The 26,752-nt window shown below is 64.8% G+C and carries 19 protein-coding genes; 11 read left to right on the top strand and 8 right to left on the bottom strand.

Annotated features, from left to right (window positions below):
* Positions 1 to 33 precede the first annotated feature (33 nt).
* Positions 34 to 1,305: an SPFH domain-containing protein gene (locus Q0H23_RS02340; RefSeq protein WP_293813913.1), complete on the top strand. Its 1,272-nt coding sequence runs from the start codon at positions 34 to 36 to the stop codon at positions 1,303 to 1,305.
* A 110-nt stretch (positions 1,306 to 1,415) separates the two neighbouring features.
* On the top strand, positions 1,416 to 2,252 hold the full coding sequence (locus Q0H23_RS02335) for a hypothetical protein (protein ID WP_293835303.1): 837 nt from the start codon (positions 1,416 to 1,418) through the stop codon (positions 2,250 to 2,252).
* Between the two features lie 228 nt (positions 2,253 to 2,480).
* Here the strand turns inward: Q0H23_RS02335 and Q0H23_RS02330 are convergent, their stop codons facing one another.
* The 4 genes from Q0H23_RS02330 to Q0H23_RS02315 form a co-directional block, all read right to left on the bottom strand.
* A complete protein-coding gene (locus tag Q0H23_RS02330; RefSeq protein ID WP_293835300.1) occupies positions 2,481 to 3,110 on the bottom strand; it encodes a response regulator transcription factor in 630 nt (209 codons plus the stop codon).
* 4 nt (positions 3,111 to 3,114) lie between these two features.
* Positions 3,115 to 4,584, bottom strand: coding sequence for a hypothetical protein (locus tag Q0H23_RS02325; protein ID WP_293835297.1), 1,470 nt, complete (start codon positions 4,582 to 4,584; stop codon positions 3,115 to 3,117).
* The gene (locus Q0H23_RS02320; RefSeq protein ID WP_293835294.1) at positions 4,581 to 6,359 is read right to left on the bottom strand and encodes a histidine kinase N-terminal 7TM domain-containing protein; all 1,779 of its coding nucleotides are present in this window, start codon (positions 6,357 to 6,359) and stop codon (positions 4,581 to 4,583) included. Before Q0H23_RS02320 ends, Q0H23_RS02325 begins: the two co-directional genes overlap by 4 nt.
* A gap of 168 nt (positions 6,360 to 6,527) precedes the next feature.
* Positions 6,528 to 7,643, bottom strand: a complete 1,116-nt coding sequence (locus Q0H23_RS02315) for an ATP-binding protein (RefSeq protein WP_293835417.1) — start codon at positions 7,641 to 7,643, stop codon at positions 6,528 to 6,530.
* 393 nt (positions 7,644 to 8,036) lie between these two features.
* Here Q0H23_RS02315 and hypB point away from each other — a divergent pair, with 393 nt between their 5' ends.
* The 3 genes from hypB (at position 8,037) to Q0H23_RS02300 (ending at position 12,183) form a co-directional block, all read left to right on the top strand.
* The gene (hypB, locus tag Q0H23_RS02310) at positions 8,037 to 8,810 is read left to right on the top strand and encodes a hydrogenase nickel incorporation protein HypB (protein WP_293835292.1); all 774 of its coding nucleotides are present in this window, start codon (positions 8,037 to 8,039) and stop codon (positions 8,808 to 8,810) included.
* A 175-nt stretch (positions 8,811 to 8,985) separates the two neighbouring features.
* Positions 8,986 to 11,775 (top strand): FAD-dependent oxidoreductase, encoded by a 2,790-nt coding sequence (locus Q0H23_RS02305; RefSeq protein WP_293835289.1) that lies wholly within the window; start codon positions 8,986 to 8,988, stop codon positions 11,773 to 11,775.
* A gap of 63 nt (positions 11,776 to 11,838) precedes the next feature.
* Complete coding sequence (locus tag Q0H23_RS02300; RefSeq protein ID WP_293813920.1) at positions 11,839 to 12,183, top strand: hydrogenase maturation nickel metallochaperone HypA; 345 nt, start codon at positions 11,839 to 11,841, stop codon at positions 12,181 to 12,183.
* Here Q0H23_RS02300 and Q0H23_RS02295 read toward each other — a convergent pair.
* Together Q0H23_RS02295 and Q0H23_RS02290 are read right to left on the bottom strand one after the other, a co-directional pair.
* Positions 12,180 to 13,604, bottom strand: a complete 1,425-nt coding sequence (locus tag Q0H23_RS02295; protein ID WP_293835287.1) for an MATE family efflux transporter — start codon at positions 13,602 to 13,604, stop codon at positions 12,180 to 12,182. The genes Q0H23_RS02300 and Q0H23_RS02295 overlap by 4 nt on opposite strands.
* 117 nt (positions 13,605 to 13,721) lie before the next feature.
* Positions 13,722 to 14,636 (bottom strand): LysR family transcriptional regulator, encoded by a 915-nt coding sequence (locus tag Q0H23_RS02290; RefSeq protein ID WP_293835285.1) that lies wholly within the window; start codon positions 14,634 to 14,636, stop codon positions 13,722 to 13,724.
* A gap of 218 nt (positions 14,637 to 14,854) precedes the next feature.
* Here Q0H23_RS02290 and Q0H23_RS02285 point away from each other — a divergent pair, with 218 nt between their 5' ends.
* Positions 14,855 to 16,207, top strand: a complete 1,353-nt coding sequence (locus Q0H23_RS02285) for a Na+/H+ antiporter NhaC family protein (RefSeq protein WP_293835283.1) — start codon at positions 14,855 to 14,857, stop codon at positions 16,205 to 16,207.
* 332 nt (positions 16,208 to 16,539) lie between these two features.
* On the opposite strand, the gene Q0H23_RS02280 is transcribed toward Q0H23_RS02285, so the two are convergent.
* Complete coding sequence (locus tag Q0H23_RS02280; protein WP_293835281.1) at positions 16,540 to 19,206, bottom strand: NTP transferase domain-containing protein; 2,667 nt, start codon at positions 19,204 to 19,206, stop codon at positions 16,540 to 16,542.
* Positions 19,207 to 19,296: 90 nt separating this feature from the next.
* Positions 19,297 to 20,862, bottom strand: coding sequence for an amidohydrolase family protein (locus Q0H23_RS02275; protein WP_293835278.1), 1,566 nt, complete (start codon positions 20,860 to 20,862; stop codon positions 19,297 to 19,299).
* A 305-nt stretch (positions 20,863 to 21,167) separates the two neighbouring features.
* On the opposite strand from Q0H23_RS02275, the gene Q0H23_RS02270 reads away from it, so the two are divergent.
* From Q0H23_RS02270 to coaD, 5 genes are all read left to right on the top strand, one after another.
* Positions 21,168 to 21,515, top strand: a complete 348-nt coding sequence (locus tag Q0H23_RS02270; protein ID WP_293813926.1) for an Asp23/Gls24 family envelope stress response protein — start codon at positions 21,168 to 21,170, stop codon at positions 21,513 to 21,515.
* Between the two features lie 125 nt (positions 21,516 to 21,640).
* Positions 21,641 to 23,305: a DAK2 domain-containing protein gene (locus Q0H23_RS02265; RefSeq protein ID WP_293813927.1), complete on the top strand. Its 1,665-nt coding sequence runs from the start codon at positions 21,641 to 21,643 to the stop codon at positions 23,303 to 23,305.
* A gap of 15 nt (positions 23,306 to 23,320) precedes the next feature.
* Positions 23,321 to 25,531, top strand: coding sequence for an ATP-dependent DNA helicase RecG (locus Q0H23_RS02260; RefSeq protein ID WP_293835276.1), 2,211 nt, complete (start codon positions 23,321 to 23,323; stop codon positions 25,529 to 25,531).
* Positions 25,528 to 26,103 (top strand): 16S rRNA (guanine(966)-N(2))-methyltransferase RsmD, encoded by a 576-nt coding sequence (rsmD, locus tag Q0H23_RS02255; RefSeq protein WP_293835274.1) that lies wholly within the window; start codon positions 25,528 to 25,530, stop codon positions 26,101 to 26,103. Before Q0H23_RS02260 ends, rsmD begins: the two co-directional genes overlap by 4 nt.
* Positions 26,104 to 26,106: 3 nt before the next feature.
* Positions 26,107 to 26,622, top strand: coding sequence for a pantetheine-phosphate adenylyltransferase (coaD, locus tag Q0H23_RS02250; protein ID WP_293835272.1), 516 nt, complete (start codon positions 26,107 to 26,109; stop codon positions 26,620 to 26,622).
* The last annotated feature ends 130 nt before the right edge of the window (positions 26,623 to 26,752 follow it).

Here is a 26,752-nt window from a genome sequence, read left to right as displayed (position 1 = left end):
CACCACGTTCGCCACTTCGAGAAAGGAAAAACCATGGGACTTCTTAAGGCTGGTATCGGTGCGGCATCTGGCGTTCTTGCCGATCAGTGGCGCGAGTACTTCTACTGTGAGGCCCTCGATGCTGACACACTCGCCGCGAAGGGCCAGAAGCGCACGGGTAACCGCAGCAGTAACAAGCATGGCGAGGAGAACATCATCTCTGACGGCTCGATCGTCGCCGTGGCTGATGGCCAGTGCATGATTATCGTCGAGGACGGCGCCATCGTCGACGTCTGCTCCGAGCCGGGTAAGTTCGTCTATGACACCGGCACCGAGCCCTCCGTATTCACGGGCAATCTCGGCGAGAACATCAAGAGGAGCTTCCAGGAAGTCGGCAAGCGCTTCTCCTTCGGTGGTGACACTGGCAAGGACCAGCGCATCTACTACTTCAACACCAAGGAGATTATCGGCAACAAGTACGGTACCGCGAGCCCCGTGCCGTTCCGCGTCGTTGACAACAAGATTGGTCTCGATGTCGATATCACGGTCCGCTGCAACGGCGAGTACTCCTACAAGATCGTCGACCCGCTGATGTTCTACAAGAACGTCTGTGGCAACGTTGACACCGTCTACACGCGTGACCTGATCGACTCGCAGCTCAAGAGCGAGCTGCTGACGGCGCTCCAGCCCGCCTTCGCGCGTATCTCCGAGATGGGCATTCGCTATAGCGCGGTGCCGGCTCACACCAAGGAGCTCGCTGCCGCCCTCAACGAGGAGCTCAGCTATGAGTGGCGCGATCGTCGCGGTATCGAGGTCGCCGCCTTTGGTGTCAACACGATCAGCGCCCCTGAGGACCAGGAACAGATGATTCGTGACCTCCAGAGGGCTGCCGTCATGGCCAACCCGACTATGGCCGCCGCAAACATTGCGGCCGCCCAGAGCGATGCCATGCGCACCGCTGCGGCGAACCCCGCCGGTGCCGCCATGGGCTTCATGGGCATGGGTATGGCGGGCGGCATGGGCGGCATGAACGCCGCGCAGCTCTTCGCCCAGGGCCAGCAGCAGGCCGCCCAGATGCCGGCTCAGCAGGCCCCCGCTCAGGCAGCTCCCGGCATGGCGGGTGCGGCTGTCGCCGCCGGTGGTGCTCCTGCCGGTTCCTGGACCTGCTCGTGCGGTGCCGTCAACACGGGTAACTTCTGTTCGACGTGCGGCTCTCCCAAGCCCGCCCCAGCAGCCCCCCAGGCTCCCGCCGAGTGGTACTGCCCGTCCTGCGGCACGAAGAACTCCGGCAACTTCTGCATGAGCTGCGGTACGCCGAAGCCGTAGCGGCATAAGCGTCTGCTTCGGGCGCGGGGCGTTCGAGCCTCCCTTCCGCATCCGCGCCCGGGCAGACGCCGAGAGACGACTAGCAAAGCAAGTGGGAGAAAGGACAAGACATGAAGAAGACGGCGAACCTCTGGCGGAGGATGCTCGTTGGCATCGCGCTCATGCTCACCATGTGCCTCGCCCTTGTGGGCTGCGGCGGCGGTGGCGGCTCCGCTGAGTCCAAGCTCATCGGCTACTGGGAGCTTTCCGGCGGCACCCTCGAAGGCGAAGAGCTCGATGATGAGTTTATCCAGATGATGAAGGACTGGGATGCTCACATGATCATCCACTTCGCCGAGGACGGTAAGTGCGAGGTGGACATGTTTGGCGACGTCTACGACGCCACATGGGACGCCAAGGCCAAGACCATGGAATGGGAGGGAGAGACCGTCGAGTTCAAGCTTGATGGCGACACCCTGAGCATCGTTGACGGATCGGATCACATCGAGTTCAAGAAGGGCAATTCGACCGACCTTGCTTCCTTCATCGAGACCGATCGCTCCAACATGACTCGCAGCGGTACCGATTCCACCACGGACCCTGACGTCGAGCCTGCCATGGTTCCCCTCGATCCCGTCCAGACCATCGCTGATGACGAGTGGATCACCGCTACGGTCGACGCGAAGTACGCTGACGAGTACGGCTATGTTGGTCTTGTCATTTCCGTCAGGAACAACTCCAACGAGAACGTCACGCTCTATTCGCCCACCGGCATGAACTACGTTGACGGCGTCGAGCACGAGGCCTGGTTCAGCTGCAGCCTGACGCCCGGAGAGACCATGACCACCGAGCTCTACTACGACGGCATCACCTCTGTTGACCAGCTCGTCAACATCACCCTCAACCTCGGCCTTTACTATACCGAGTCCTATGACGACATCTGCAGCTACAGTACTGTCGTCATGTAGCTCTTCGTGCGATAGCCGTCCGTTCGCGAGCTAAGTCATGAACGAGGGGCCGGGACGCTTTGAGTGTCCCGGCCCCATTTCTGTGCGCTGGCGACGCAGTGATGCGGAGGGGTGTGGTGCTCGAGCATGCGCGTGGGGAAACGGCGGTCGTGCTGGGGCGAGGGAGTGCGCCGCCATCACGTTCCGTGTCCGCTGCGCCCCCAGCCGTCCGCCACGCGGCGCTGGCGCTTACTTGTCGCCGATGCGCGGGACGATGGAGCCCTCCGCCACGGCATGTACGGCGAGGCGGAGGATGTTGTCATAGCCCGTCTTGGCGAGGATCTCTCCGATACGACGCTTGACCGTGCCTTCGCTCATGAAGAGCTCGCTGGCGATCTCCTTGCGGCTTTTGGCCTCGCAGACGAGGCGGAGAATCTGGATCTCCTCATCCGTGAGAGCTGCGCTTCCGGAGAAGACGGAATCCGGAGCCTTGGGGAAGGTCGAGTAGCCGGAGTCCGTGGAGCGCATCACGGAGAGTAGCTCCGAGATGCCGACGTTCTTGTAGACGAAGCTGTCGACCCCGGCGTCACGCGCCTGCTCGACGAAGGTGATGTCCGGCATGCCCGTCATGATGACGACGCGCGTCCCGGGAGAGTCTCGCTTGATGCGCTTGGCGGCCACTATGCCGCTCGAGTCATTCTCGGTGCAGACGTCCATGAGGGCGAGGCCGACGCCGCCCCTGGCAACGAAGCCAGGCGCATCGGCGGCATCTGCGAGCGAGGCGACGACATGCATGTCTGGCTGGGAATCGATGGTGGAGACGAGGCTTTCCCTGAGCATCGCCTGGTCTTCGACGATCAGCACGCCAATGGTTTCCATGTGATCACCTCTCGGGAATGCCGACATTGATAACGAAGGGGGATTTGCTCGCGATTTCGAGGAAACCGCCGAGGGACTCGACGGCGCGTCTCATGCCCGCGATGCCTGTGCCGCTCGTGATGTCCGCGTTCTTTGCCATGCCGTCGCCGTCATCATGCGCGACGAGCGTGACGAAGCGGGTGCCGTGCGAGGTCTCTTTGCGTCCAAGCTGGATTTCGACCGTGTGGGCATGGCCGTGCTTGCAGGCGTTGGTTGCCGTCTCGCGGATGACGTCGACGAGCGTCGCCGCCACCCGAGGGTTTGTGGGCAGCTCGCCTGTGACCTCGATCTCTACGCCCACGAGGGCGAACGCGGAGACGACGGCGGCGAGGGCGGTGCTGGCATCCCCGGCATTCCCACGCAGGTCATTCATGACCGTGGTGATAAGCTCCTTGAGCTCTGCGACGGAGGTGTCGTCGATGCGCTGTTCCTCGAGGTACCGGTGGATGATGGAGAGACGTTGACCAACGACGTCATGGACGCGGGCTCGCATCTTTAGGTGCGCCTCTCCCTCGGCGACGAGGCCGACGAGCGACATCTGCTCCCGAATGGCCTCGGTTGCATCTTTGAGGTCGAGGTTTGCCCGCCAGAGATTGCGGTTGGCAAGGGCGAGGTCGGTCACGTCGAGTGCGAGCGTCATTTGCCTCTCGTCGTTCTCTAATATCTCCCTAGTGAAGAGTTTGTATGTATCGTTGGGAAGGCGAATGAGGAGCTTCTCGTTTCCCTCGCCTGAAGGCAGCGGGATTCCCTGCAAATTCGCGATGGTGCGAAGGGGTTCCGCAATGCGGTCGAGGCGCTCCCACATGTCACTAAGGTCTCCAAGGTCGGTCGGGAGATCGAGAATGCCGAGCGTGTCTCGCATGGTGTTGTTCATAAGCGCGAAAGCTGATCTGTGCTCTGTGGCGAGGATGCCCACCGGAATGACGTTGACGGTCTCGATGACGGAGAGCTTCGAGAGCTTTTCCGTGCGACGGATGGCGTCGACGCAAATCGCCGCGGTGGTCCTGAAGAGGAAGTACGCCACGTCAAGAATCGCGACGATGGTCCAACTTGGGCCGAGAAGCCTGAGCGCGGGTGGCGTGCAGAGCGCCATGAACGTTATCTCCGGAATCATCACCGGATGTTTCAGGTAGATGCAAAAGGCGATGCCGTATGCCACGGTGATGGCGTTGCCCCAGAGGAAGTGGCCCCATTGGGACGCGAGGATCGTGTCTGCCGCGAATGTGCCTGTGTTCGAGAGGACGCCAATCATGTAGTCCGCTGCGAGGAAGAGGTGGTTCGCGACGCCTATCTCGTAGAAGAGGCCGATAAAGGCGAGGCGGCGGTTGCGTCCGGCTGCGGTGAGGGGGACGTGGACGAGCTGGAGGCAGCAGCTGATGAAGCTACCCACGAAGAGCAGGAGCAGGGATGCCTCGTTGAAGACGCCGGGCATCATGCGTCACCTCCCAAGCGGACCCTCGCGACGAGCCTGAGCTCGCCGGCGTCACCGGAAAGGACGAAGATCACGTCGCGCGCCTCGAGGGTGCGCTCGAGCTCGACCGCCTGGGGTCGAGCCAGGAGGTCGTCATCATCGTCAGACTCGAGCACCGCGCGGAGCTCCGCCGTTCCGTCGGGGCGAGTGCCAAGGTGATAGAGCAGGCTGGGCTTCTTCGTGTCGAGCGCAACGAAGGCGAAGTCATAGATGCAGTCATAGAGCGTGCTCATCTCGCTCGTGGCGAGGGCATGGGGAAGATCGACGGCGGCGGCGCAGTCGATGCCGACCGCGCGAAGGTCGCTCGCAAGCTCGTTGGCGATGAGGACGATGCGGTCTCGGTTGAGCTCGGGGTCCTCGCTGGTCGAAAGGACAAGGGAGCCTTTGCGCTTGCTATAAGCGACGAGCATACGCGCCCGTTCGACCTCGCGCCGGCGTTCCTCGTCGTGGCCGGAACCCTCCGGAAGCGTATCCAGGATTCTCGCCGCCCGTGAGAGGGACGTGGCGAGAGCTGTCTCGATCTCATCGACGAGCTTGCGCTCTGCCTCTACGCCAGCGAGGGCCTTGGCAACCTGCACTTGGGCGCCAAGCACCTCGCTGTCGCGGAGGAGCTCCGCGTGGACCTGCTCGAGTTCGGCATGGACATGGTCAAGACCGCTGACGTCCTGCGCGAGAATTGCGGCTCCGCCCGAAATGGGCCAGACCCTTGTGATCTCGTGCTCGCCCGTTCGTATGGAGATGGCGCCGTCGCCCTTGCTCTTGGCGAGTTCTTCGAGCAGGTGGCGGACGGTGTCGCACCGGACGGACTTCGCCTTAGTTGTGACGAGGTAGGTTTTGCCGTCGAGGTCAACGATGCGCAGGTCAAGGGGGATCTTCGCAAAGGATTTATCGAACCTGACCATGGACGGAATGAGCCCGAGGTCGAGTGAGAGTTCGAGGGCCGTTACTACGAGCGAGGCGTAGACGAGCGAGAAGTTGAGGCGCATTGCGAAGGGGAGACGGAACACGTAGCCGAGCATGTAGAGAACACCAACCAGAAAGACGCCCACAATGATGGCGATGAATGTGCGGAGGTGCTTTCGCGACGCGCGGGCGAGGCAGACGAAGAAGCCGGCGTAACAGAGGACGTTCCAGATCATGAAGAGCCAGTAGCCGCCGCGGTACTCATACTCACCCACTACGCCCGGGTTAGGCGAGTCGAACGAGAAGACGAGCTGATGGAGGTTGTTGGAGAAGACGAGCACGATGAGGGCGCCGGCGAGGGCGATGAGGCCGCATTTGATGTCGCGGGCGGCGGGGGAGCGGTCGAGGCCCGTGGCGCGCCCGCCAATCAGCAGGGTGAGCAGCGGGATGACCGTCATGGGGACGTAGTAGAAGTACCAGCAGAAAATGCCGAGCCAGAGGCTGTGCGTCTTCCACTTGATAATGGCGTCGAGCATCCAAAGGACGAGGAAGATCGCGATGCCAGCGAGGTAGATGCGGTTCTTGCGGTCGAGGCAACGGAGATAGGCGGAGACTCCCCAGAGCGAGAAGGCCGAACTCGCGATGCGCATGTGGACCGCACGGTCTCCCATCCACCTGAACCGGACGTTGCCCTGCGGAACCGGGGGAATGGGCGGCCCCGCAAAGGCCATGGCGGCGATGACGAGGGCGAGGAACGTGATGGCGATCGCGCCACAGACGACGAAGGCCCCGCGCTTGCGGGCTAGGTTTCTTGCCGACTTGATTGGGCTGGCCATCGTCACCTCCCCATGGCGAGACTCATGCATCTTCGGTACTTCTAGGATACGCGACCGTGGGTGGGTCACGTGTCCCAAGCTCGCCATTCTCGGTGCGTGGATGGGCGTGCGGGTGCGTGCGGGTGGGCGTGCGGATGCGTGTGGGCGTTCGAGCGCTTGCTCTCTCTTTTACTCCTCGCGCCAAAGAATCTTCTCGTTAACGAAATCGAGTAGGTGGGGAACACGCATACGGACAAGGCCATAGCCCGCGGCCTCGATGACGCGCTCGCGAATAAGGCTTGTGCGGTATTTGCTTGCCCATGCGCTTGAACGTTCGCATCGCCGAGCGATATCCGCCAGGCGCGATGGTCCTTCCTCGTCCTGGGCCATTGCCTCAATGAAGAGACGCTGTGGACTTCTGAGCCCGTAGTAAACAGGTGCACAAACTGCATCAAAGAAGGCCTCACGAGCGTCGCGAACGCCAAGCTCGACATCAACGGGTTCAATCGTGTCGGATCCACGTTTGTCCGCGGATCGCCACATGTAGTAGCCGACGAGCTGAACAAGGTAAGGATAGCCGCCGGAATGACGTGCGGCGCGCATGGCAGCATCGGAGCCGATTTCCTTGCCCGCTCGGTTGACGGCCTCGACGTATGAATCTCTAACGTCGGGAATCATGACGTCGCCAAGGCGTTCTTTCTGCGCGCGACGCGAGAAGGTAAGGACCTTATTGTCGAGCAGGTCATCCACGGAGGAGGGAAGTGCGGCGAAAACCATGGCGATGCCGCACTTCTGGTCATCCGGCAGCGGGCTCATATCCTGGTCTGCGATGACGTGTTGCAAGGTGGTGGCGAGGGTGACCATGTCTTGCTCCGACGCCGCTTGCGCCTCGTCGACGGTGAAGACAATGCCGCGACCGGGCTCCATTTCTGCGAGTCGAGCGTTGATGGCATCGCATAGCGTGAGGGCACGTTCCTCGGGCGCTGTGATGGAAAGGTTGCCGAGACTTGCGCTGACGACGCCCCCGATGCTCACTGAAGGACTGATTGAGGCGGCGTCTACCCGTGCCTTCCTGGGGGAGAGGGCTTGGAGGAGACGGTCGCACATGCCTCGTGAGGCTGTTTCCGGGAGAACCGTCCATCCACGCGCAATGGCCTCACGGCGAAGTTCGCCAAGCATGACGGTCTTGCCATAGCCTCGGTTTCCGCTGATGAGCATGAGCCTCCCCGGTGCGCCTGCGCCATTTTCGAGGCCTTCGACGAATTCGTCGATTACGCCTTGGCGCCCGACAAGGACCGGGGGCATCTTGCCTGCCGTAGGTTTGAAGGGGTTCGTGGCCACCGCGTCTCCTTCGGTGTGATGCTGGGCGTTTTGTTCGTTGCCCGTTTGATTGAGCTTTACCAACTTATACCAACTTATACCGAATTATACCGAGGTTACGAAGGTCCTCAGCACCTTAGTTATTAAGGAGGAGGATGGCTCAGAGCTTACGGTTTTCGAAAGCTAGCCTGTACTGATTGTCCAAGCTATGTGACATGCTGCTCGTCTCGCGGTTCATGCGCGGGGCGGGCAATTTATGTCTCTGCCGTCTGGCGATTGCCTGCGGGCGTATGTCGCCTGCTCCTGTACACTCAATTGGATTATGTAAATCACCCGCATGTGCCCATGGGGATGAGCGTGCCTTACGAGGGGAGAGACATGGAAGATACCGAGAAGGAGGCGCGCGAGCGTGAAGTTCGCGTTATCGAGGTCAAACAGAGCGTGTTCGCGAGCAACGACCGCGCGGCGGACGCTCTCCGCGACGAGCTCCGTACTCGCAAGACCTTCCTGCTCAACTTGATGAGCAGCCCCGGCTCGGGCAAGACCACAACGCTCGCACGTACCATCGAGGCCCTTGCCGGCGACCTTTCCATCGGTGTCATGGAAGCGGACATCGACTCAGACGTCGACGCGCGCGCCATGGCCGCGACGGGTGTCACGGCGATCCAGCTCCACACGGGTGGCATGTGCCACCTCGATGCCGCTATGTGCCGCCAGGGCCTCGCGGAGCTCGAGGCCGCTGCCGAGGCCGCGGGCACGACTCCCCTTGACCTCGCGATTCTCGAGAACGTGGGCAACCTCGTGTGTCCGGCGGAGTTCGATACGGGCGCGAGCGTGAACGTCGCGATCCTCTCCGTGCCGGAGGGCGACGACAAGCCTCTCAAGTATCCGCTGATGTTCGAGGTCTGCGACGTCGTCCTCGTCAACAAGATGGACGTGGCGCCGTACTTCGACTTTGACCTCGCGCGCTGCGAGGAGAATGTGCGCCTACGAAACCCCGGTGCCAAGGTCATCCCGATGAGCGCCAAGACGGGGGAGGGCACAGACGCGTGGGCGGCATGGCTGCGCACCGCCGTCGCCGCGTGGAAGACCGGCACGTTCGAGAAGGCCACGCCGGCCAACAGCGAGGCCCCGCACTATCCAGGCGAGTAGCGGCGGGCTACGTCATCCGCCACGTCCGCCGCGCGCCACGCGGGAAGCGCACGCCCGGCTCCCCGTCGTCCGCGCACGCCCACGTCCATCCGTACGCCTGCGCCCGCACACCCGCGCGCACGCGTCCGTCCGTCTCCCAGATCCGCCCCTTACGCCCCAACCCAGAGGAGTGACCATGATCATTAACGGCCCCGGCATTTCCTACACCGAGCCTGACATCGGATCCGAGTTCGTCCCCGAGCTTCCGGAGAACCCGCGCCCCAGCATCGTGGCCCTCTGCAAGCACTGCACGAACCGCCTCCTCGGAAAAGACGAGCTCCTGCCCTACGAGTACTGGAGCTTCGCAGAGGCTGCGACTGACGAGCAGGCTGACATGCTCGTCAAGCTCAAGATGCGCCAACCCTACACGCTCGAGGCCGCCGTCAAGGCGACGGGCATCCCGGCGGAGAAGCTCGAACCCATGCTCGACGAGGTCTCCTACGTGGGCCTCCTCGAATACAACTGGGAGAATCCCCAGCATGAGAAGCAGTGGGTTCTCCCCATGCTCGTGCCGGGATCGGCGGAGTTCCTCAACATGCGCTGGAGCCAGCTCGAGGAGCACCCGGTCTTCGCCAAGTTCTTCGAGCAGGCCTCGAAGGGCCCGCTCTCCCGCGCGACACCGCTCGTGCCGCCCGGAGGCGCGGGCATCGGCATGCACGTCATTCCCGTCGAGCGCGCCATCGAGCACGAGAACCAGTCCATCTCCATCGAGCACATCAAGCATTGGCTCGACAAGTACGACGGCAAATACGCCGCCAGCGCCTGCAGCTGCCGCATGAGTCGCCAGCGCATGGGCGAGGGCTGCGGCGATGACTTTAACGACTGGTGCATCGCCGTCGGCGACATGGCGGACTACGTCGTCGAGACGAACCGCGGCCACTACATCACGCGCGAGGAGGCCCTCGACATCTTCCAGCGCGCGGAGGATAACGGCTTCGTCCACCAGATCACCAACATCGACGGCGAGAACAAGATTTTCGCCATCTGCAACTGCAACGTGAACGTCTGCTACGCGCTTCGCACCTCGCAGTTGTTCAACACGCCCAACCTCTCGCGCTCCGCCTACGTCGCCCATACGGATCCCGCCAACTGCGTGGCTTGTGGCCGATGCGTCGAGGTTTGCCCCGCCGGCGCCGTGAAGCTCGGCCAGAAGCTGTGCCAGAAGTCGACTGGCGAGGTGCCTGAGTATCCACGCCAGGAGCTGCCTGATGCCGTCAAGTGGGGCCCGGAGAAGTGGAGCCCCAACTACCGCAACAAGAACCGCATCGAGACCTACGACACGGGCACCGCCCCCTGCAAGACGGCCTGCCCGGCGCACGTCGCCGTCCAGGGCTACCTCAAGCTCGCGGCCCAGGGTCGCTTCACCGAGGCGCTCGCCCTCATCAAGCGCGAGAACCCGCTGCCCGCCGTCTGCGGCCGCATCTGCAATCGCCGCTGCGAGGACGCCTGCACGCGCGGGCGCGTGGACGAGGCCATTGCCATCGACGAGGTTAAGAAGTTCATCTCCCAACTCGACCTCGACGCCGAGACGCGCTACATCCCACCCCAAGTCCGCCCGAAGGTAGAGGGTGACTTCGAGGAGAAGATTGCGATCGTCGGTGCCGGTCCCGCGGGCCTCACCTGCGCCTTTTACCTCGCCGAGAAGGGCTACAAGCCCGTCGTGTTCGAGAAGAGCGAGCGCCCCGGCGGCATGCTCACCTATGGCATCCCGGCATACAAGCTTCCCAAGGACGTGGTCCAGGCCGAGGTTGACGTCATCGAGGCCATGGGCGCGGAGTTCCGCTATGGCGTGGAGGTGGGCCGCGACGTCACGCTCGCCGAGCTGCGCGAGCAGGGTTTCAAGGCCTTCTACGTCGCCATCGGCTGCCAAGGCGGACGCCTCGCGGGCGTTCCTGGCGAGGATGCCGAGGGAGTGACGGTTGCCGTCGACTTCCTTCGCGAAGTCGCGACGGAGCAGCTGGACCGCGGCGAGGCAGTACCCGTAAGCGGGAAGGTCGTCGTCGTGGGAGGCGGAAACGTCGCCATCGACGTCGCACGGACGGCCGCCCGCCTTGGTGCGGAGAGCGTCGAGATGCTCTGCCTCGAGTCTCGAGATGTCATGCCCGCCTCGAACGAGGAGGTTGCCGAGGCTGAGGCCGACGGCGTGCGCCTCTCCTGCGGATGGGGCCCGAAGGAGGTCCTCGCGCGGGACGGCCACGTGACGGGCATCGTCTTCAAGCGCTGCACGCGCGTCTTTGACGAGGACGGCCGCTTCGCTCCCGAGTATGACGAGGACGACACCATCGAGCTTTCCTGCGACCAGGTGGTCATGTCCATCGGCCAGACCATCGTGTGGGGAGACCTGCTCGAGGGTAGCGCCGTCGAGCTCGGCCGCGGCTCCGGTGCCGTGGCGGATCCGAAGACCTATCAGACCGCAGAGCCTGACGTCTTTGTGGGCGGCGACGTCTACACTGGCCCCAAGTTCGCGATTGACGCCATCGCCGCAGGTCATGAGGCGGCGGTCTCCATCCATCGCTTCGTCCAGGGCGGCACGCTCACCATCGGCCGCAACCAGCGCAGCTACGTAGCGCTCGATCGGGACGACGTTGACTTCGGCTCGTATGACACGACGGCTCGCCAGGAGCCTGCGATTGACCACGACCGCGAGAAGGCCGAGCCCTTCGGCGAGTACGTGCGCACCTTTACCGCAGAGCAGGTCATGGCCGAGACGGCGCGCTGCCTTGGCTGCGGTGCGTCGGTGGTCGACCCCAACAAGTGCATTGGCTGCGGCCTCTGTACCACGAAGTGCGACTTCGACGCCATCCACCTGTTCCGCGAGAAGCCCGAGTGCTCCACGATGGTCAAATACGAGAAGAAGGTGCCGAGCCTGCTTAAGTATGCGGCAAAGCGCCAGGTAAAGATTATGTTTGGTGGCAAGGGCAAGTAGGCCTTGCCAAGCGCCCGCCCGTCGCCTCGTGCCGGGCGGGCGCGCCGTCGCTTGGGGGGCCGCGTGCACGAGCTGGGAATCGTCTTCTATATCATCGACGACGCCAAGAAGGCGGCGACGGACAACGGGCTGACCTCCGTGCGGCGCGTGACGCTCGACCTCGGCGAGGTGTCCGGCGTGGTGCCGGACCTCCTCCAGGACGCGTGGACGTGGGCGTGCAGGCGCGAGCCGATGATGGAGGGGTGTGAGCTCGAGGTCTGCGAGAGGGAGGCGGCGAGCGTCTGCGAGGCATGCGGGACCGAGTACGGGACCGTTGCCCACGGGCGCATCTGCCCCGCGTGCGGCAGCGAACGCACGCATCTGTTGCACGGGCGCGAGGTCATGATTCGCGAGATCGAGGCGTACTAGGCGGCCGCCTTCTCGCGACGGGCGTAGATCTTGCTTGGGCGGATGATCATCAGGGCGATGAAGACGAGCAGCGTCGTGGAGCCAAGGCTGATGGGGTAGATCGCCAGAAGCCTCAGGAACGAGGGTGCGGCGGGGAAGACCACGCTCACCCAGAAGAAGCGCCACCCGCACACGCTTATGGCCGTGATGAGGGCCGGCGGCAGCGAAATGCCAAATCCGCGCAGGTAGCCGCTCATGTTCTCGTATGCCATGCTGAACATGTACGACGGGAACAGGACGCACATCCTCAGATAGCCCAGCTCGACCACCGTGGGGTCGGGATTGAAGGCTGCCATGATCTGCCTACCGAATCCCAGCAGGATGGCGAGCACGATAAGCTCTGCGACCTCCGCCTCCGCGAATGCGATGAGCAGAATCTTCTTGCAGCGCTTGATCTGGCCGGCGCCGTAGTTCTGGCCCACGAAGGTGGTGCAGGCCTGGCTGAACGAGTTCAGAAGGTTGTAGACCACGTACTCGAGCGACAAGACCGCCGAGCTCGCGGCCATGACCTCGGTGCCGAGGCTGTTGATGCAGGCCTGGATGACGATGTTCGCGAGGGAGAAGACCGCGCTCTGGAGGCCCGCAGGCAGGCCGATGCGCACGATGCGCCCGAGGACCTGACGGTCGATGCCAAGCTCGCGGGGGTTCAGGCGGATGGGTGAGTCTATGCGCACGAGGCGCACGAAGAGGATGGCGGCGCTGATCGTGTAGCTGATCGCCGTTGCCGCCGCGGCGCCGCCGACTCCCAAGTTCAGCACGGGGATGAACAGGAACACGAGCGCGACGTTGACGAGTGAGGAGAACGCGAGCGCCTGGAGCGGCATCTTCGTGATGCCGACGCTGCGGAAGATTGCCGCCTCGAAGTTGTAGAGCAGGATAGAGGGCATGCCCAGCAGGTAGACGCGAAGGAAGGAGAGGGCCTGACCGAGGTTCTCGGGCGGTACGTTGAGAAGGCGGAGGAGAGGCGCGGCGAGTAACTCTCCCACGATCGTGACGACGACGCCAAAGGCGGTGAGCGAGACCGAGCTGTGGACCGCCTTGTGGACGGTGTCCTTGTCGCCCGATCCGATTGCGTTGGCGATGACGACGTTCGTGCCGAGCGCGATGCCGATGAACAGGTTGAGCAGGAGGCTGGTGATGGGCGTGTTCGAGCCGACGGCGGCCATGGCGGCAGGGCCGGCCTCGCCGGAGAGGTGACCGACCATCATCGTGTCGATGAGGGAACTCATCTGCTCGAGGATGCCGGTGAGCGCGACGGGCAGGGCGAAGGCGGGAATCGTGCGCCAGAGCGAGCCGCGAAGCATGTCGAGCCTGCGACGGCTACCAGCGGAGTGCTTGTCGTTCGTCTCTTCGCTCTGAATCGCGCTCGTCTCTTCGCCCATGCCACCTAGCCCTTCGAGTGCACCCTGTTCGACAGCTTTAGTCTAGACACGCCGCGCGTGCGTGCGCAACGCTTTTGGGAGGTTGAAGGTGGATTTGTAACGGACGCGCGGCGAACCCTACAGGCAGTCGTAGGCGATTTTGGCGAACTCGTCGATGACGTGCCAACGCTGCGGGCTCGCGGGCAGGCAGAGGCTGATTAGGTAGCTCGCGCTCGGGCCCAAGTCATATATCAAGAGCTCACGGCGTTGAAGCCTGCTCGTGATGACGTCAAGCAGGTTGAGGGGACAGATGCAGGCGCCGATTCCGTTCAGGGCCAGCGCCAGCAGCGTGTCCATGTTGCGCGAGCTCGCGCGCACGATCGGCTTGAATCCGGACCTGCCAAACAGCTCGCTCGCGATGATTCCCGTGACGTCCTCCGGCGGGCTCGCCACGAACGGGCATGTGGTGAGAGGGGAGAGGTCCCCCTCGGAGAGCGGCTCCGCGATGGCGTGCTTGTCGATGCCAACGTTCTGCAGGAGCTCCTCGCTCACCAAGAGCGCTGTCTGCTCGCGGTAAAGCGGGGTGGCCTCGATGCCGGGCACGGGGTGTCCTGCGACGCCAATCGCCACGTCGAGCTTGCCCTCCGCAAGCGCGAGCATGATGCCGTCGTTGTCGTTCTCGAGGACCCTGATCGCGACGTTTGGGTATTTCTTGCCGAGGACTGACGCGATGCGGGGGAGGACGGCGCGTCCGCGGGTGAAGGACACGCCGATGCGCAGCGTACCGGTCTGCTCTGTGGAGTCGCCGGCGAGCTGGCGCCTCAGGCTGCGCATCTCCGCGGAGAGGCGCTCGCAGTAGGCGAGGAAGGTGTCACCCTGGTGCGTGAGCCGCAAGGGTACGGAACGTTCGATCAGGGTGCATCCGAGCTCGCGCTCGACCCCGGCGATGTGCGCGGAGAGCGTCTGCTGCGTCACGTGCAGCCGCTCCGCCGCCTTCGTGAAGCTGCGCTCCTTCGCGATCGCCTTGAAGTACTCCGCCGTCTGGAAGTTCATCCCACCTCCTCGCCCACGCGACCTGAAAAAGGGACAGTCCCTTTTTCAGGTTTTCCTTTGGCATGCCCGCGATTGAAAAAGTGACAAAGGGACAGTCCCTTTGTCAACTCGTGGCCACAAGTATAGATTGTGGCAATCACTAGAAGCAACAGTTTGAACGTGTGGATATCGGGGCGCATAGTGGGGTGGCAAGCGGGCGGAGGGAGGCCCGCAGCGACGTGGATGTGGAGGATGTCTTGGCGGAGATCGTGGTTCTCGGAGCGTTTTGTACGGAGCTCATCGCCTGCGTGGCGCTTGGCGTTCCCATGCCGTTCGCGCTCCTTGTGGGTCTCGCCATGTTCTGCGGCTATGGCCGCTATCGTGGCCACGGCGCTCGCGAGCTCGCTCGCATGTGCGCGGACGGCGTTAACTCCGCAAGTGGCGTTATCCAGTCGTTCGTCCTCATCGGTATCCTCACGGCGCTGTGGCGCGCCTGTGGCACGGTCTCCCAGATAGTGGTCATGGTGACCCCACTCGTGACTCCGGCAACCGCGCCCCTCTCGGTCTTCCTGCTCTGCTCGCTCATGTCGTTTCTCACGGGCACCGCGTTTGGCACGTCTGCCACGATGGGCGTGGTGAGCATGACGATGGCGAACTCCATGGGCGCGAACCCGCTGGTCTGTGGCGGCGCGGTGCTTGCCGGCGCCTACTTTGGAGACCGCTGCTCCCCGATGAGCTCGAGCGCCCTTCTCGTCCGCTCGGTCACCGGCACCAGCATGTCTGACAACTTCAAGGCAATGATGCGCTCGTCCGCGGTCCCCTTCGCGGGCGCGGTCGCGATCTATGCCGTGGCGGGGCTGCTCCTTCGCCCGAGCGGCTCGTTTGGCGCCGCGTCGACCGCCACGGTGCTGGCCGCCTACTTCGACCAGGGCATCGTCGCCCTGCTCCCCGTGGTTCCCGTCATCGTTTTCCCGCTCATGCATATCGGCATGAAGCGCTCGATGGCGGCGAGCATCGCGGTCGCGGCTCTCGTGTGCGTTGTTTTCCGCGGCATCGCGCCGATGGATGTCGCTGCCTTCAGCCTGCTTGGCTTCCGCGTCGCGACCCCGCTTGTCTCGAGGCTCATGTCGGGCGGTGGCGTCGTCTCGATGCTCAACGTGACCGCCGTCGTGTGCCTGGCCTCGTCCTTCGTTGGCCTCTTCGAGGGAACCGGTCTCCTTGATGGTGTTCGCAACCATATGGAGGAGGTCGCGGACAGGATCACCCCCTTCGGGGCGATCCTCGCGGTGACGGTTCCGGCGAGCATGGTTGCCTGCAACCAGACGCTCGGCATCATGCTTGCGAGCCAGCTCTGCGAGAACGTCGAGCCCAACAAGCGCTCGCTGGCCCTCGCCCTCGAGGACTCCGCCGTGGTCATATCGCCCCTGGTGCCGTGGTCGATCGCCTGCACCGCGGTCATGACGATGTGCGGCGCCCCTTCGGCCTGCTGGGTCACCGCGGTCTACCTGTGGTTCATTCCCCTCTGGCACCTACTCTGCAGCCTGCGCTCACAGCGCACCGGTCGTCTCGTCCCGGCGATTGCCTGCGAGTAGCTGACGCGGCAGCGACGCGGCTGCGACGAGGCTGATGTCGCGCCGGGCTGCCGCGTGTCGCGTGCCGGGCTGCCGCGTGTCGCACCGCGCGACTAGGCGACTAGAAACGAAAACCTACCTCTTGTAAGGAATCGGGCTCGATTTCGGCCTCGAAACCTTACAAGAGGTAGGTATTGGCGATTTGAGAGGCCCCACGCTGGGGTGACAGCGAACTGCGGTTCGCCCCACGCCGGGGTATCAGCGAGCTGTAGGGCGCCCGCGCCCGCCAGCCGCCCTCGCGAAAAGTTGACAAAGGGACTGTCCCTTTGTCAACTCCCGCCGTCGCGAGCGCCCTACTTCCTCGGGCGGTAGGCGGGGTCGACCTCCTGCAGCTCGGCGAAGGAGTCGATCTCGATGATGTGCGAGGGGTCGCATTCGCGCACGTGCACGTCGTAGTTCTCGGCGAGGACGCGACAGGGCACGTCATCCCAGAAAATCTGGCGGTTCTCGTCAGACATCTCGAACGCGACGGGTAGGTCGCGAGCGAGCTTGGCGCCATCCTCGGCCGTCCAGTAGGAGAGGCCGACCATCTGCCAGCAGTCGTGGCCGAGGTCCTTGGCGAGCTTCGTGATGCGGCCGCTCTCGTCCGTCTCGAAGTACCAGTCGAGCGTCTCGTCAACGGGGAATCCGAGATAGCTGCTCCGATACTGGTACTTGCTGATGTAGCGCGGGTTCGTGAGGTAGAGGTCCGACTCGAAAGCGTAGGCGTTCTGGAAGCACTCGGGCACGGCCTTGACCGCCGCCACGGCGGAGGAGATGTTGTTCGTCTCGGCGTAGATGGGGTTGTCGATGAAGTGGATCCCGGGGTATTGCTTGAGCAGGACGTCGAACTCGTCCGGCAGGTAGCCGCGGATGACGTAGATCTCCTCGATGCCCGCGGCGAGCACAGCGTCAATCAGGCGCTCGATGAAGCGCTTGCCGTGGACGCGCACGAGCGGCTTGGGCGTGTTGACCGTGATCGGCAGCATGCGCGAGCCAAAGCCCGCTGCGAAGAAGACCGCTCGGCGCGCGCGATAGGGCTCGAGTGACATGAAGCCCGCCGTGGTGAGCGAGGCACCCACGCTCGTGCGGTTGACGAGGCCCTCGTCCGCGAGTCGCGCAAGCACGGAGGCGTCCGCCTCGTTGCCCCTCCCGCCTTCGACGGCGACGAGCGTGTCGAACTCGGGGCGCGTGAGGGCGTGGAGGTTCTTGCAGCTCTCGTCCAGCATCTCCTGCGCGGCGGCACTGAAATCCTTTGCGGCGTCATACCAGATGCGCGTCCACTTGCCCACCGGTGCGCCCTTGCACTCCTTGAAGAGCGCCCAGACGTACCAGTACCAGCCCACGACAGCCACACACGCGGTGCAGTGCAGAAGCTCCTCGTCGGTCGCCTCCCGGCCGAAGTAGTAGGGCAGCACCTCGAGCGCGCGCTTGACGCTATAGCCCGAGCCCTGTGCGATGAAGTTGCCAAAGTCGCAGCCGTAGTCGCCCATGGCCGCGTACTCCCAGTCGATGAGGCAGATGTCGTCACCGGTAACGAGGAGGTTCGGGCCGTAGAAGTCGTTGTGACAGAGGACGGGGGCGCCGGCGCCGGTGCGCATCGGGCCGACGAGCTTGCCGATTTGCTCCGCAAGCTCGTCGAAATCCGCAGGCAGCGGCCAGCCCTCCTCCTCGAGCAGGTGCCAGATCCGCTTCGCCTCGTCGTAGAAGTCGAACTTCCAGGGCGAGGTGGCGCCGGACGCGTGGAGCGAGCGCGCGATCTCGAGCGCGTGCCTGACCTCGTCCTCGTTCTCATAGTCGAGCTCGTGGCAGCCCTCGATGAAGCGGCTGAGCTTCCAGCCGGTCTTGGGGTCCTCGTAGATGAAGCTCGAGTCGAGACCCAGGTCGGAGGCGACGCCGAGGGCATAGGTCTCCGCCTCGCGGTTGATGATCTCGTCCGTGCCGGCGCCGGGGTGGCGGTAGACGTAGCGCGCGCCCCTGCAGGTGAAGAGGACGGACAGGTTCGTGAGACCCGAATCGAGCGGGTGGACGTCCGTGATGTCGTCGCGGCCGCAGCTGAGCGTGCGGCAGATGTTGTCGAGGATCGCGGAATCGACGTTCTCCATGAAGGCGGTGTCGAAGGCGCAGAGGTCGCCGAGGTAGTCGAACTCGTGGATCGTGTCGCGGGTGAGCTTGCGGGCGAACATGTGCAGCTCGTCGACGTGCTCGATGAAGATGGTCTCCCAGAGCTTGCCCTCGGTCTCGGGGAGGTTGTACTCGTCTTCGAGGATGTCGAGGTAGTCGTCGGCGAAGTCCTGGTCGAGGTAGGCCGGGCCCTCCATGCGCCAGGCGACGTCGGTGTCCTTGCGCGCGGCGACGATGAGGTCGTTGGCGCCGAGGTCGAATGCCTGCTTGGCGCCCTTGCCCTGGGTGCGCACGGCCACGCAGCTGGAGCGGTACTCGTACGGGTGGAAGAGGTTCTCCTCGTAATACTGGTCCGCCGGGCACACGTAGGTGTTGCCAAGGAAGCTGCGCGCGCTCCAGAGCGACGCGTGGTTGTTCCTGGTGGCGTATTCCGTCGTCTGGACGAGCTTCACGCCGAGCTTGTCCTCGAGGTAGTAGAAGCTCTCCTTCATCGGCCCGACGACCACGTGGATGTCCTCGACGCCCGCCTCGCGCAGCTGGCGGATGAGACGCTCGATGAGGACCTCGCCCCTCACGCGGAAGAGCGCCTTGGGGCGCTCGAAGGACAGCGGGGCGAAGCGCCTGCCGATGCCCGCGGCGAGGATGACGGCGCCGCGCACGCGGAACGGCTCGAGCGCCTCGCGTCCGGCGTCGGTGATGGAAAGGTCGCTCGCGACGAGGCCGGCTTCCGTCAGCGCGCGAACGGCCTTGTTGACCGAGCCGAGCGAGACGCCGGCGTTGGCAACGATGTCTCGCTGCGTGGTCGCGGGCTTGGTGGCCAGTGAGGAGAGAACGCGGAACTGGATGTGCGAAATCATTGACGGTCCTTCGTTTGTTGGAAACCTGAAAAAGGGACAGTCCCTTTTTCAGGTTTTGGGCGTGATGGCGGGTGGGTGCGGAGCGGCGGGCTAGCAGACTCCGTGGCCGAGCATGCCGCGCGCGATGGCGGCGGCGACGCCCTGGCGCTGCGGGCGATACGGGCGACCCTGGAGGAGAAGCTCCTCGACCTTGATACGCTGGAGCTCAGCGGTGGGCACCTCGTAGGGGTTCTCGGAGAGAATCACCATGTCGGCGAGCTTGCCGGCCTCGAGAGAACCGCGGTCGTGCTCGTCGAAGGTGGCCCAAGCGCCGTTGTAGGTCGCGGCCCTGAGCGCCTCGCGGATGGTGAGAGACTGGCCGGGCGTGCTGTTGTTGCAGGCGCGGTGCAGCCAAAGGATCGGGTCGGGGTCCGTGCAGGGCGCGTCCGAGCCGAGGGAGATCACGACGCCGGCGTCGGCGATGTCGCGAAGCGGGTTCAGGCGGCCGACGCGCTCCTCGCCGAGGAGCTCGACGAGATAGGACTCGGGCTCCTGCGGCCAGTCGATGAAGGAGGACTGCATCGGGAAGTGGATGCCGTGGCTCGCGCAGAGGGCGATGCCCTCGGGCGTGGGCAGGTCATCGTGGATGATGCCGTGGCGGGCGTCCTCGCGCGGGAACTCGTCGAGCGCGCGGGCGAGGCAGCGGGCCGCCTGGTCAAACGCGGCGTCGCCTATGGCGTGGACCTCGATCTGGAGGCCGGCGCGGTTGGCGGCACGGCAGAACTCGAGGACCTGCTCGTCGGTGTAGTAGAGGACGCCCTTGTCGTCGGTGCCCTCATAGGGCTCGTGCATCGCGGCGTCCTTCGAGCCAAAGCAGCCGTCGAGCGCGCAGGCGAAGCAGCCGCCGATGCGCGGCAGGTGGCGCTTGGTGGCGACCTTCGGGTCGAGCGACTGCGGGAAGACGCGGATTTGGAAGCCGCTCTGGGCGCTCTTGGCGAGCCACTGCTCGAGCGAGATGTCGAGGTCGCCGGTGAAGCCGACACCCGAGACGTCGTGGACCATGCCGATGCCCTTGCTGGCGAGGTAGTCCATCGCGTGCTGGATGTTCCTGACGAGCTCGGGGATGGAGAGCGAATCAGTGATGAAGTTCGAGACCGCGAAGAAGGCCTCCTGGTTCATCTCGCCCGTGTCCGGGTGGTAGCCGCGGAGGACGGAGACCTTATCCTCGACCTTCTTGAGCAGGGGAGTGTTGACGACGCAAGCGTGGCCGTCGTACTTCACGATCATGAGCGGGCGGTCCGGGCAGACGGCGTCGAGCTCCTCGCGCGTGACGAGGTGGCCCTCCTCGACGGAGTAGGGCGAGGCGCCGAAGGCGATGAGGGTCTTGGCGGATGACCTGACGGCGAACTCGCTCACCATCTCGCAGATCTGGGCGTTCGTGCGGGCGTCCATGACGTTGAGGCCGGCGTTGAACGTGGCGAAGCTGGCGAGGTGCTCGTGCGTGTCGACGAAGCTCGGGCAGAGGGCGCGGCCGGCAAGGTCGACGCGCTCGCCGGTGGCGTAGCGTTCGGGCAGGTTATTACCTACGTAGACGATGCGTCCGCCGTCTTCGACGAGGTAGCGCGCCACGTCGTCCGTGGCGTTGACCGTGAGGATGGAACCTTCGTAGACCTTCATACGTGTGTCCTTACGTGCAAGCGCGAGCCTTTGTTCACGAATAGTGTTCACATGTGTAAGGAGTCTGTAAAGAGTGAACATGAAAAAGAAGCGGCGAACGTGCCGGCTCTTTCCCGGAACGGTTCTTTTGGGCGGGGCCGGGTGCCGCTCGGGTGCGGACGTGGCGATACGCAGGTCTCGCACAGCTGCCGCGCGCCGTCGCCTGGCTTCGCGCTATACTTCCTTCTACCTATGAAATCTCATGGGCCGCCGGCTTCCCGGTGGCTTGGTGGCCGGTGCAGCCGGCCAAACGAGAGGAGAGACGCATGGCCGATCCCATTCCCGGCACCCTCCGGGTCTCTAACGACGTCATCGCTGACCTCGCCGGTTACGCCGCGTTCGAGTGCTACGGCGTCGTGGGCATGGCCTACACGGATGCCCAGGACAACATCGTTCGCCTGCTGTCGCTCGGCAGCCTCCGCAAGGGCATCGACGTCACCGTGGTGGATGGTCGCGTCAAGGTCGACCTCCACACCGTCCTCGAGCAGGGCGTCAACATGGCGAGCGTCTCCCGCAACCTCGAGAGCGCTGTTCGCTTCACGCTCAAGGAGGTCGCGGAGATCGACAACGCAGACGTCACGGTCCACGTCGAGGACCTTCGCGCCAACAGGTAGCGCCCACTCGGTCCGGGGCTATCTCGGGCCGTACCCTTGGCCCGGGCCTTCTCGGGTCGCCGCACGACGCCCGCCCTGCGGGCACCAACGCCGCTAAGGCAATCGATATGGAGAGAGTCCCAAACATGATTTCCAACGTGATTCGCTCGTGCTTCCCCGTCGCCGCCCAGGCTGTGGCCGACAAGTCGGAAGACATCAACAAGCTCAACGTCTTCCCCGTGCCCGATGGCGACACCGGCACCAACATGTCGCTCACGCTCGGCACCGTCGTCCGCGAGGTCGAGGCACTTCCCGCAGACGCGGACATGGAGGCCGTTGCCAAGGCGATCACGCACGGCTCCCTCATGGGCGCTCGCGGCAACTCCGGTGTCATCACGAGCCAGATCCTTCGCGGCATGGCGGAGGGCCTCGTCGGTTCCCGCGAGCCCGTCACCGCCGCGGACATCGCCGCTGCCTTCCGCAACAGCGTGAAGGTCGCCTTCAAGGCCGTCCGCAAGCCGGTCGAGGGCACGATCCTCACCGTCATCCGCGATATGTCGACTCGCGCCGACCGCTGCGAGAAGGAGAAGATGCCGGTCCCCGAGATGCTCGAGGCCCTCGTCGTCGAGGCGTACGAGTCCGTCGCCCGCACGCCTGACCTCCTGCCCGTCCTCAAGGAGAACGGCGTCGTCGACTCCGGTGCCTACGGCTTTGCCACCTTCGTCGAGGCCTTCGTCAACGCCGCCCTCGGCAAGTCCGGCAAGATCGACTTCGAGACCTCCGTCGCCTCCGCCTCCTCCGCGCACGGTGCCGCTGACGCTCGCGTCGCCATCGAGCTCAACGATGACTGGGAGGGCTCGGAGTACACCTACTGCAACGAGTTCCTCTTCAAGGCCGAGGAGGGCTTCGATCCCGACGCCGCCCTCTCGTACCTCGCCACGCTCGGCGACTGCGAGCTCGTCGTCGGTTCCTTCCCGGACTTCAAGGTCCACGTCCATTCCAACGAGCCCAACCGCGTGCTCGAGTACATGCTCAAGTATGGCCAGGTCTACGAGGTCTTCATCCACAACATGGTGATGGAGGCCCACGACCGCACGGCCAGCATCGCCGCCGACCAGGCTGCCGCTGCTCCCGCGGAGCCCAAGAAGCCCCTCGGCTTCGTTGCCGTCGCCGCCGGTGAGGGTGAGGCCGACATCCTCAAGTCCCTCGGCGTCGACGTCGTGGTCTCTGGTGGCCAGACGATGAACCCCTCCACGGCCGACATCCTCGACGCCGCCGCCTCCGCCAACGCGGAGCACGTCATCGTCCTGCCCAACAACGGCAACATCCGCATGGCCGCGGAGGCCGCCGCGAGCGCCTCTGAGGACTTCGAGATCATCGTCGTTCCCACCAAGACCGTGCCGCAGGCGTTCGCCGCCATGTTCGCCGTCGACGTCGAGGCTAGCGCCGAGGACAACGCCGAGGCCATGGTCGAGGCCATCGCCGAGGTCCGCGACGGCGAGGTCACCCACGCCGTTCGTGATTCTCAGGCCGCTGACGGCACCCCGATCCACGACGGCGACATCATGGGCATCGCCGGTGGCGACATCGCCATCGTCGGCTCTGACGTCGAGCAGGTCACCCTCGACCTCATCGCCAAGATGCAGGACGAGGAGGAGGGTGACACCCTCACCATCCTCGCCGGCGAGGACATGGACGAGGAGCGCTTCGACGCCCTGTGCAGCCGCATCGAGGAGGCCCAGCCTGACCTCGAGATCGACGCCCATCGTGGCGGCCAGCCGCTCTACCCGGTCATCTTCTCGATCGAGTAGCCTTCCGGGGTTCGTGTGACCGGCACCTCCGGCGACCTCGCCCGCGCGGCGGGGACCATTCCAGACATAGGCGAGGCGTCGCTGCGCCTCGCGCGCACGCGGGCGTGGGACGGCGATGTCTCGCGCCTGCGTTTTGCTCGAGGGTCTCGCGCCGAGGCCCTCGAACGCCTTGGCGTGGAGAGCGTCCGAGATGCGCTTCTCCATATTCCGCATCGCTATCTCGACTTTACGCGCATCACAAAGGTCTCCCAGGCGGACGTCGGCGCCGAGGTCACGTGCGTGGGCGTCATCGACAAGGTGACGCTCAAGCGCCCGCGCCCGCGCCTCCAGATCGTGGAGGTCGCGCTTATCGACGAGACGGGCGTGCTTATGTGCGCCTTCTTCAAGCAGCCCTGGCTCGCCGATCAGTTCCATCATGGCGATACGCTCGCGGTTTCTGGCAAGGTCACCTTTGCGTATGGCTTCAAGCAGATGACGCCGCAGTTCCACGAGGTGGTGGCGCGCGAGGGGGAGTCTGCCTCTCCGTCTGCGTTCGCGCGCCTGCTACCCGTGCATTCCGTCTCCGAGGGGCTGACGCCGGCCTGGATGCGCCGCATCGAGAGCGCCGCGCTGGCTGACTGGGGCGACGCCTGCGACTTCATGCCCGCCAGGCTCGTCGCGGCCCGCGGTCTCATGACCGAGGCACGTGCCATTCGCGAGGCGCACTTCCCGTGCGGCTCGCACGCCGCCGAGCGTGCCCGCCGTCGTTTCGCCTATGACGAGCTGCTCTGCTTGCAGGCGGCCCTTCTCGCGCGCAGGCAGATCGAGCTCGCGGGGCTCTCGGCCCATACGCACGTGACGTCCGGCCCCCACGTCGAAGCCCTTCTCGCCGCGCTCCCGTTCGAGCTCACGGGCGAGCAGCGTGCCGCCGCGGATGAGATTCTTGCTGACATGGCTGCCACGATGCCCATGAACCGCCTGCTTCTGGGCGACGTGGGCACGGGCAAGACGGCCGTCGCCGCGGTCGCCCTCGCCGCCGTCGCGGACAGCGGCACCCAGGCTGCCGTCATGGCGCCCACGAGCGTCCTCGCACGGCAGTACGCCGAGAAGCTCGGCCCGGTCTTCGACGCCGCGAGCATCACCTGGGCCCTCGTGACGGGCTCGACGCCCTCTGCCGAGCGCGCGTCCGCGGCGGCCTCGCTCGCTTCCGGCGACACCTGCGTGCTCTTTGGCACGACGGCGGTGCTCGGCGAGGACCTCTCATTTGCGGACCTCTCGCTCGTCGTGGTGGACGAGCAGCACCGCTTCGGCGTGGGCCAGCGCTCGCGTCTGCGCTCGAAGGGCACAGCACCCGACCAGCTCACGATGACGGCGACGCCCATCCCGCGCACACTCGCGCTTTCCGTCTACGGTGACCTCGCCTGCTCGCGCATCACGGAGCGCCCGCATGCGGGGGCCGGCATCACCACGAAGCTTCTCACGCCGGAGAACGCGGACGTCGCCCATTCTGCCATCGCGGAGGCTATCGCCGCGGGGCATCAGGCGTATGTGATCTGTCCGCTCGTCGACGACGCGGACGATGGCTCCGAGCTCGATGACGTACCCGCCGAAGAGCTCGCGCGCACGGAAGCCAAGCCGCACTCCGCGCAGGCGACCTTCGAGCGCCTTCGCGACAGGGTGTTCCGCGACGCGAGCGTGGGCCTGCTCACCGGCCGCATGACGCCTGCCGAGAAGGACGAGGCAATGGCCGCGTTCCGCTCCGGCGCCACGCAGGTGCTCGTGTCGACGACGGTCGTGGAGGTGGGCGTTGACGTGCCCAACGCCACGGTCATGATGGTCTGGGACGCCGACCGCTTTGGCCTCGCGACCCTCCATCAGCTGCGCGGGCGCGTCGGGCGAGGGAAGGATCCGGGCACCGTCTACCTCGTCTCCGCCGCGCGTGGCACGAGCCCGGCGAAGAAGCGCCTCTCCGCGCTCGAGCGGACGAGTGATGGCTTCGAGCTCGCGGAGACTGACCTGCGCCTTCGCCATGAGGGCGAGGTGCTGGGATACCGCCAGAGCGGTGGCGTGACGCTCCGGCATGTGGACCTGATCGCGGACGCGGACCTCGTAGAGGCTGCGCACGCGGACGCGCTCGAGCTCGTCTCGGCGGACCCGTCGCTTTCTGGGCCGAGAAACGCGCCGCTCGCGCGAGAGGTCCGCAGGAGGTTCGGGGCATATTTCAAGGGAGAAAGGGGAGACCAATGAGGATTGTAGGCGGCGAATGGAAGGGGCGCCCGATTGAGGCGCCCGAGGGCCGCGACGTCACGCGTCCGACCACCGATCGCGTCCGCGAGGCGGTTTCCTCCATGATTCTGTCCGCGCGCGGGCTGTCGCTCGAGTGCTCTCGCGCGCTTGACGCGTTCGCGGGGTCTGGCGCTCTCGGGCTCGAGATACTCAGCCGCGGCGCCTCGTGGTGCACGTTCGTCGACCTCGACCGCGACGCCTGCGCGCGCGTTCGCAGGAACGCGGCGTCGCTCGGCGCCGATCCGATGAGGTACAACGTCGTGCGCGGCGACTCCGCGAGGCTCGCCGCTGGTGGCAGGATTGCCGGCGCGCCCTTCGACATCGTGCTGCTTGACCCGCCGTACGCCACCGAGGCCGCCGATGTTGCCGCTCTCGTGGAGTCCCTCGATTCCACGGGCCTCCTCACGGAGGACGCTATCATCCTGTACGAGCGTGGCTCGAACCGCCCCACGATCGAACCTGCCGGTTTCGTGCCGCTCAAGCAGAAGCGCTACGGGCACACGTCCGTTGACCTGCTGGGAAGGGACAAGTAGCTCATGGAGAACTCTCACGTGAATCGTATCGAGCACGTTGTGGTGCCGGGTACCTTCGACCCCATCACCTACGGTCACATCGACGTCGTGCGCCGCGCGCGCCGCATTGCCGGTCGCGTGACCGTTGCCGTGGCGGCGAGCCTTGGCAAGAACGGCACCGGGCCCAAGTTCACGTTGGACGAGCGTGTCGAGCTCGCGCGCCAGGCCCTGGCGGACGAGGGCGTGAGCGAGGGTGTCGACGTGCGCCCGCTCGCAGGACTCCTCGTCGACTTCTGCCATGAGATCGGCGCGGGTGCCGTGGTCAAGGGCCTGCGCGCGATGACGGACTTCGAGTACGAACTTCAGCAGGCGGACCTCAACTCCCGCCTCGCGCCGGACGTCGAGAGCATCTTCGTGATGAGCAGCCCTGAGTACGGTTACGTGTCGAGTTCCATCGTTCGCCAGCTCGCCGGCCTTGGCGCGGACGTCTCGATGCTCGTTCCGCCCTGCGTTGTGGAGGCCCTCCGCGCGAGGTTCTAACCGACGCAGGTTGCGGCCCTGTGTGTGCTGAAACGTCGCCATCGTTTGTGGTGCCGAAGTGGTGCTTCGTCAGAACCTACCTCTTGTAAGGATTTGAGCCCGAAATGGGCCCCGAATCCTTACAAGAGGT

This window comes from uncultured Parolsenella sp. (assembly GCF_934660935.1).
GTDB lineage: Bacteria > Actinomycetota > Coriobacteriia > Coriobacteriales > Atopobiaceae > Parolsenella.
Note: the sequence above shows the minus strand (reverse complement) of the source record. Positions and strands in the feature narration are given on the sequence as shown.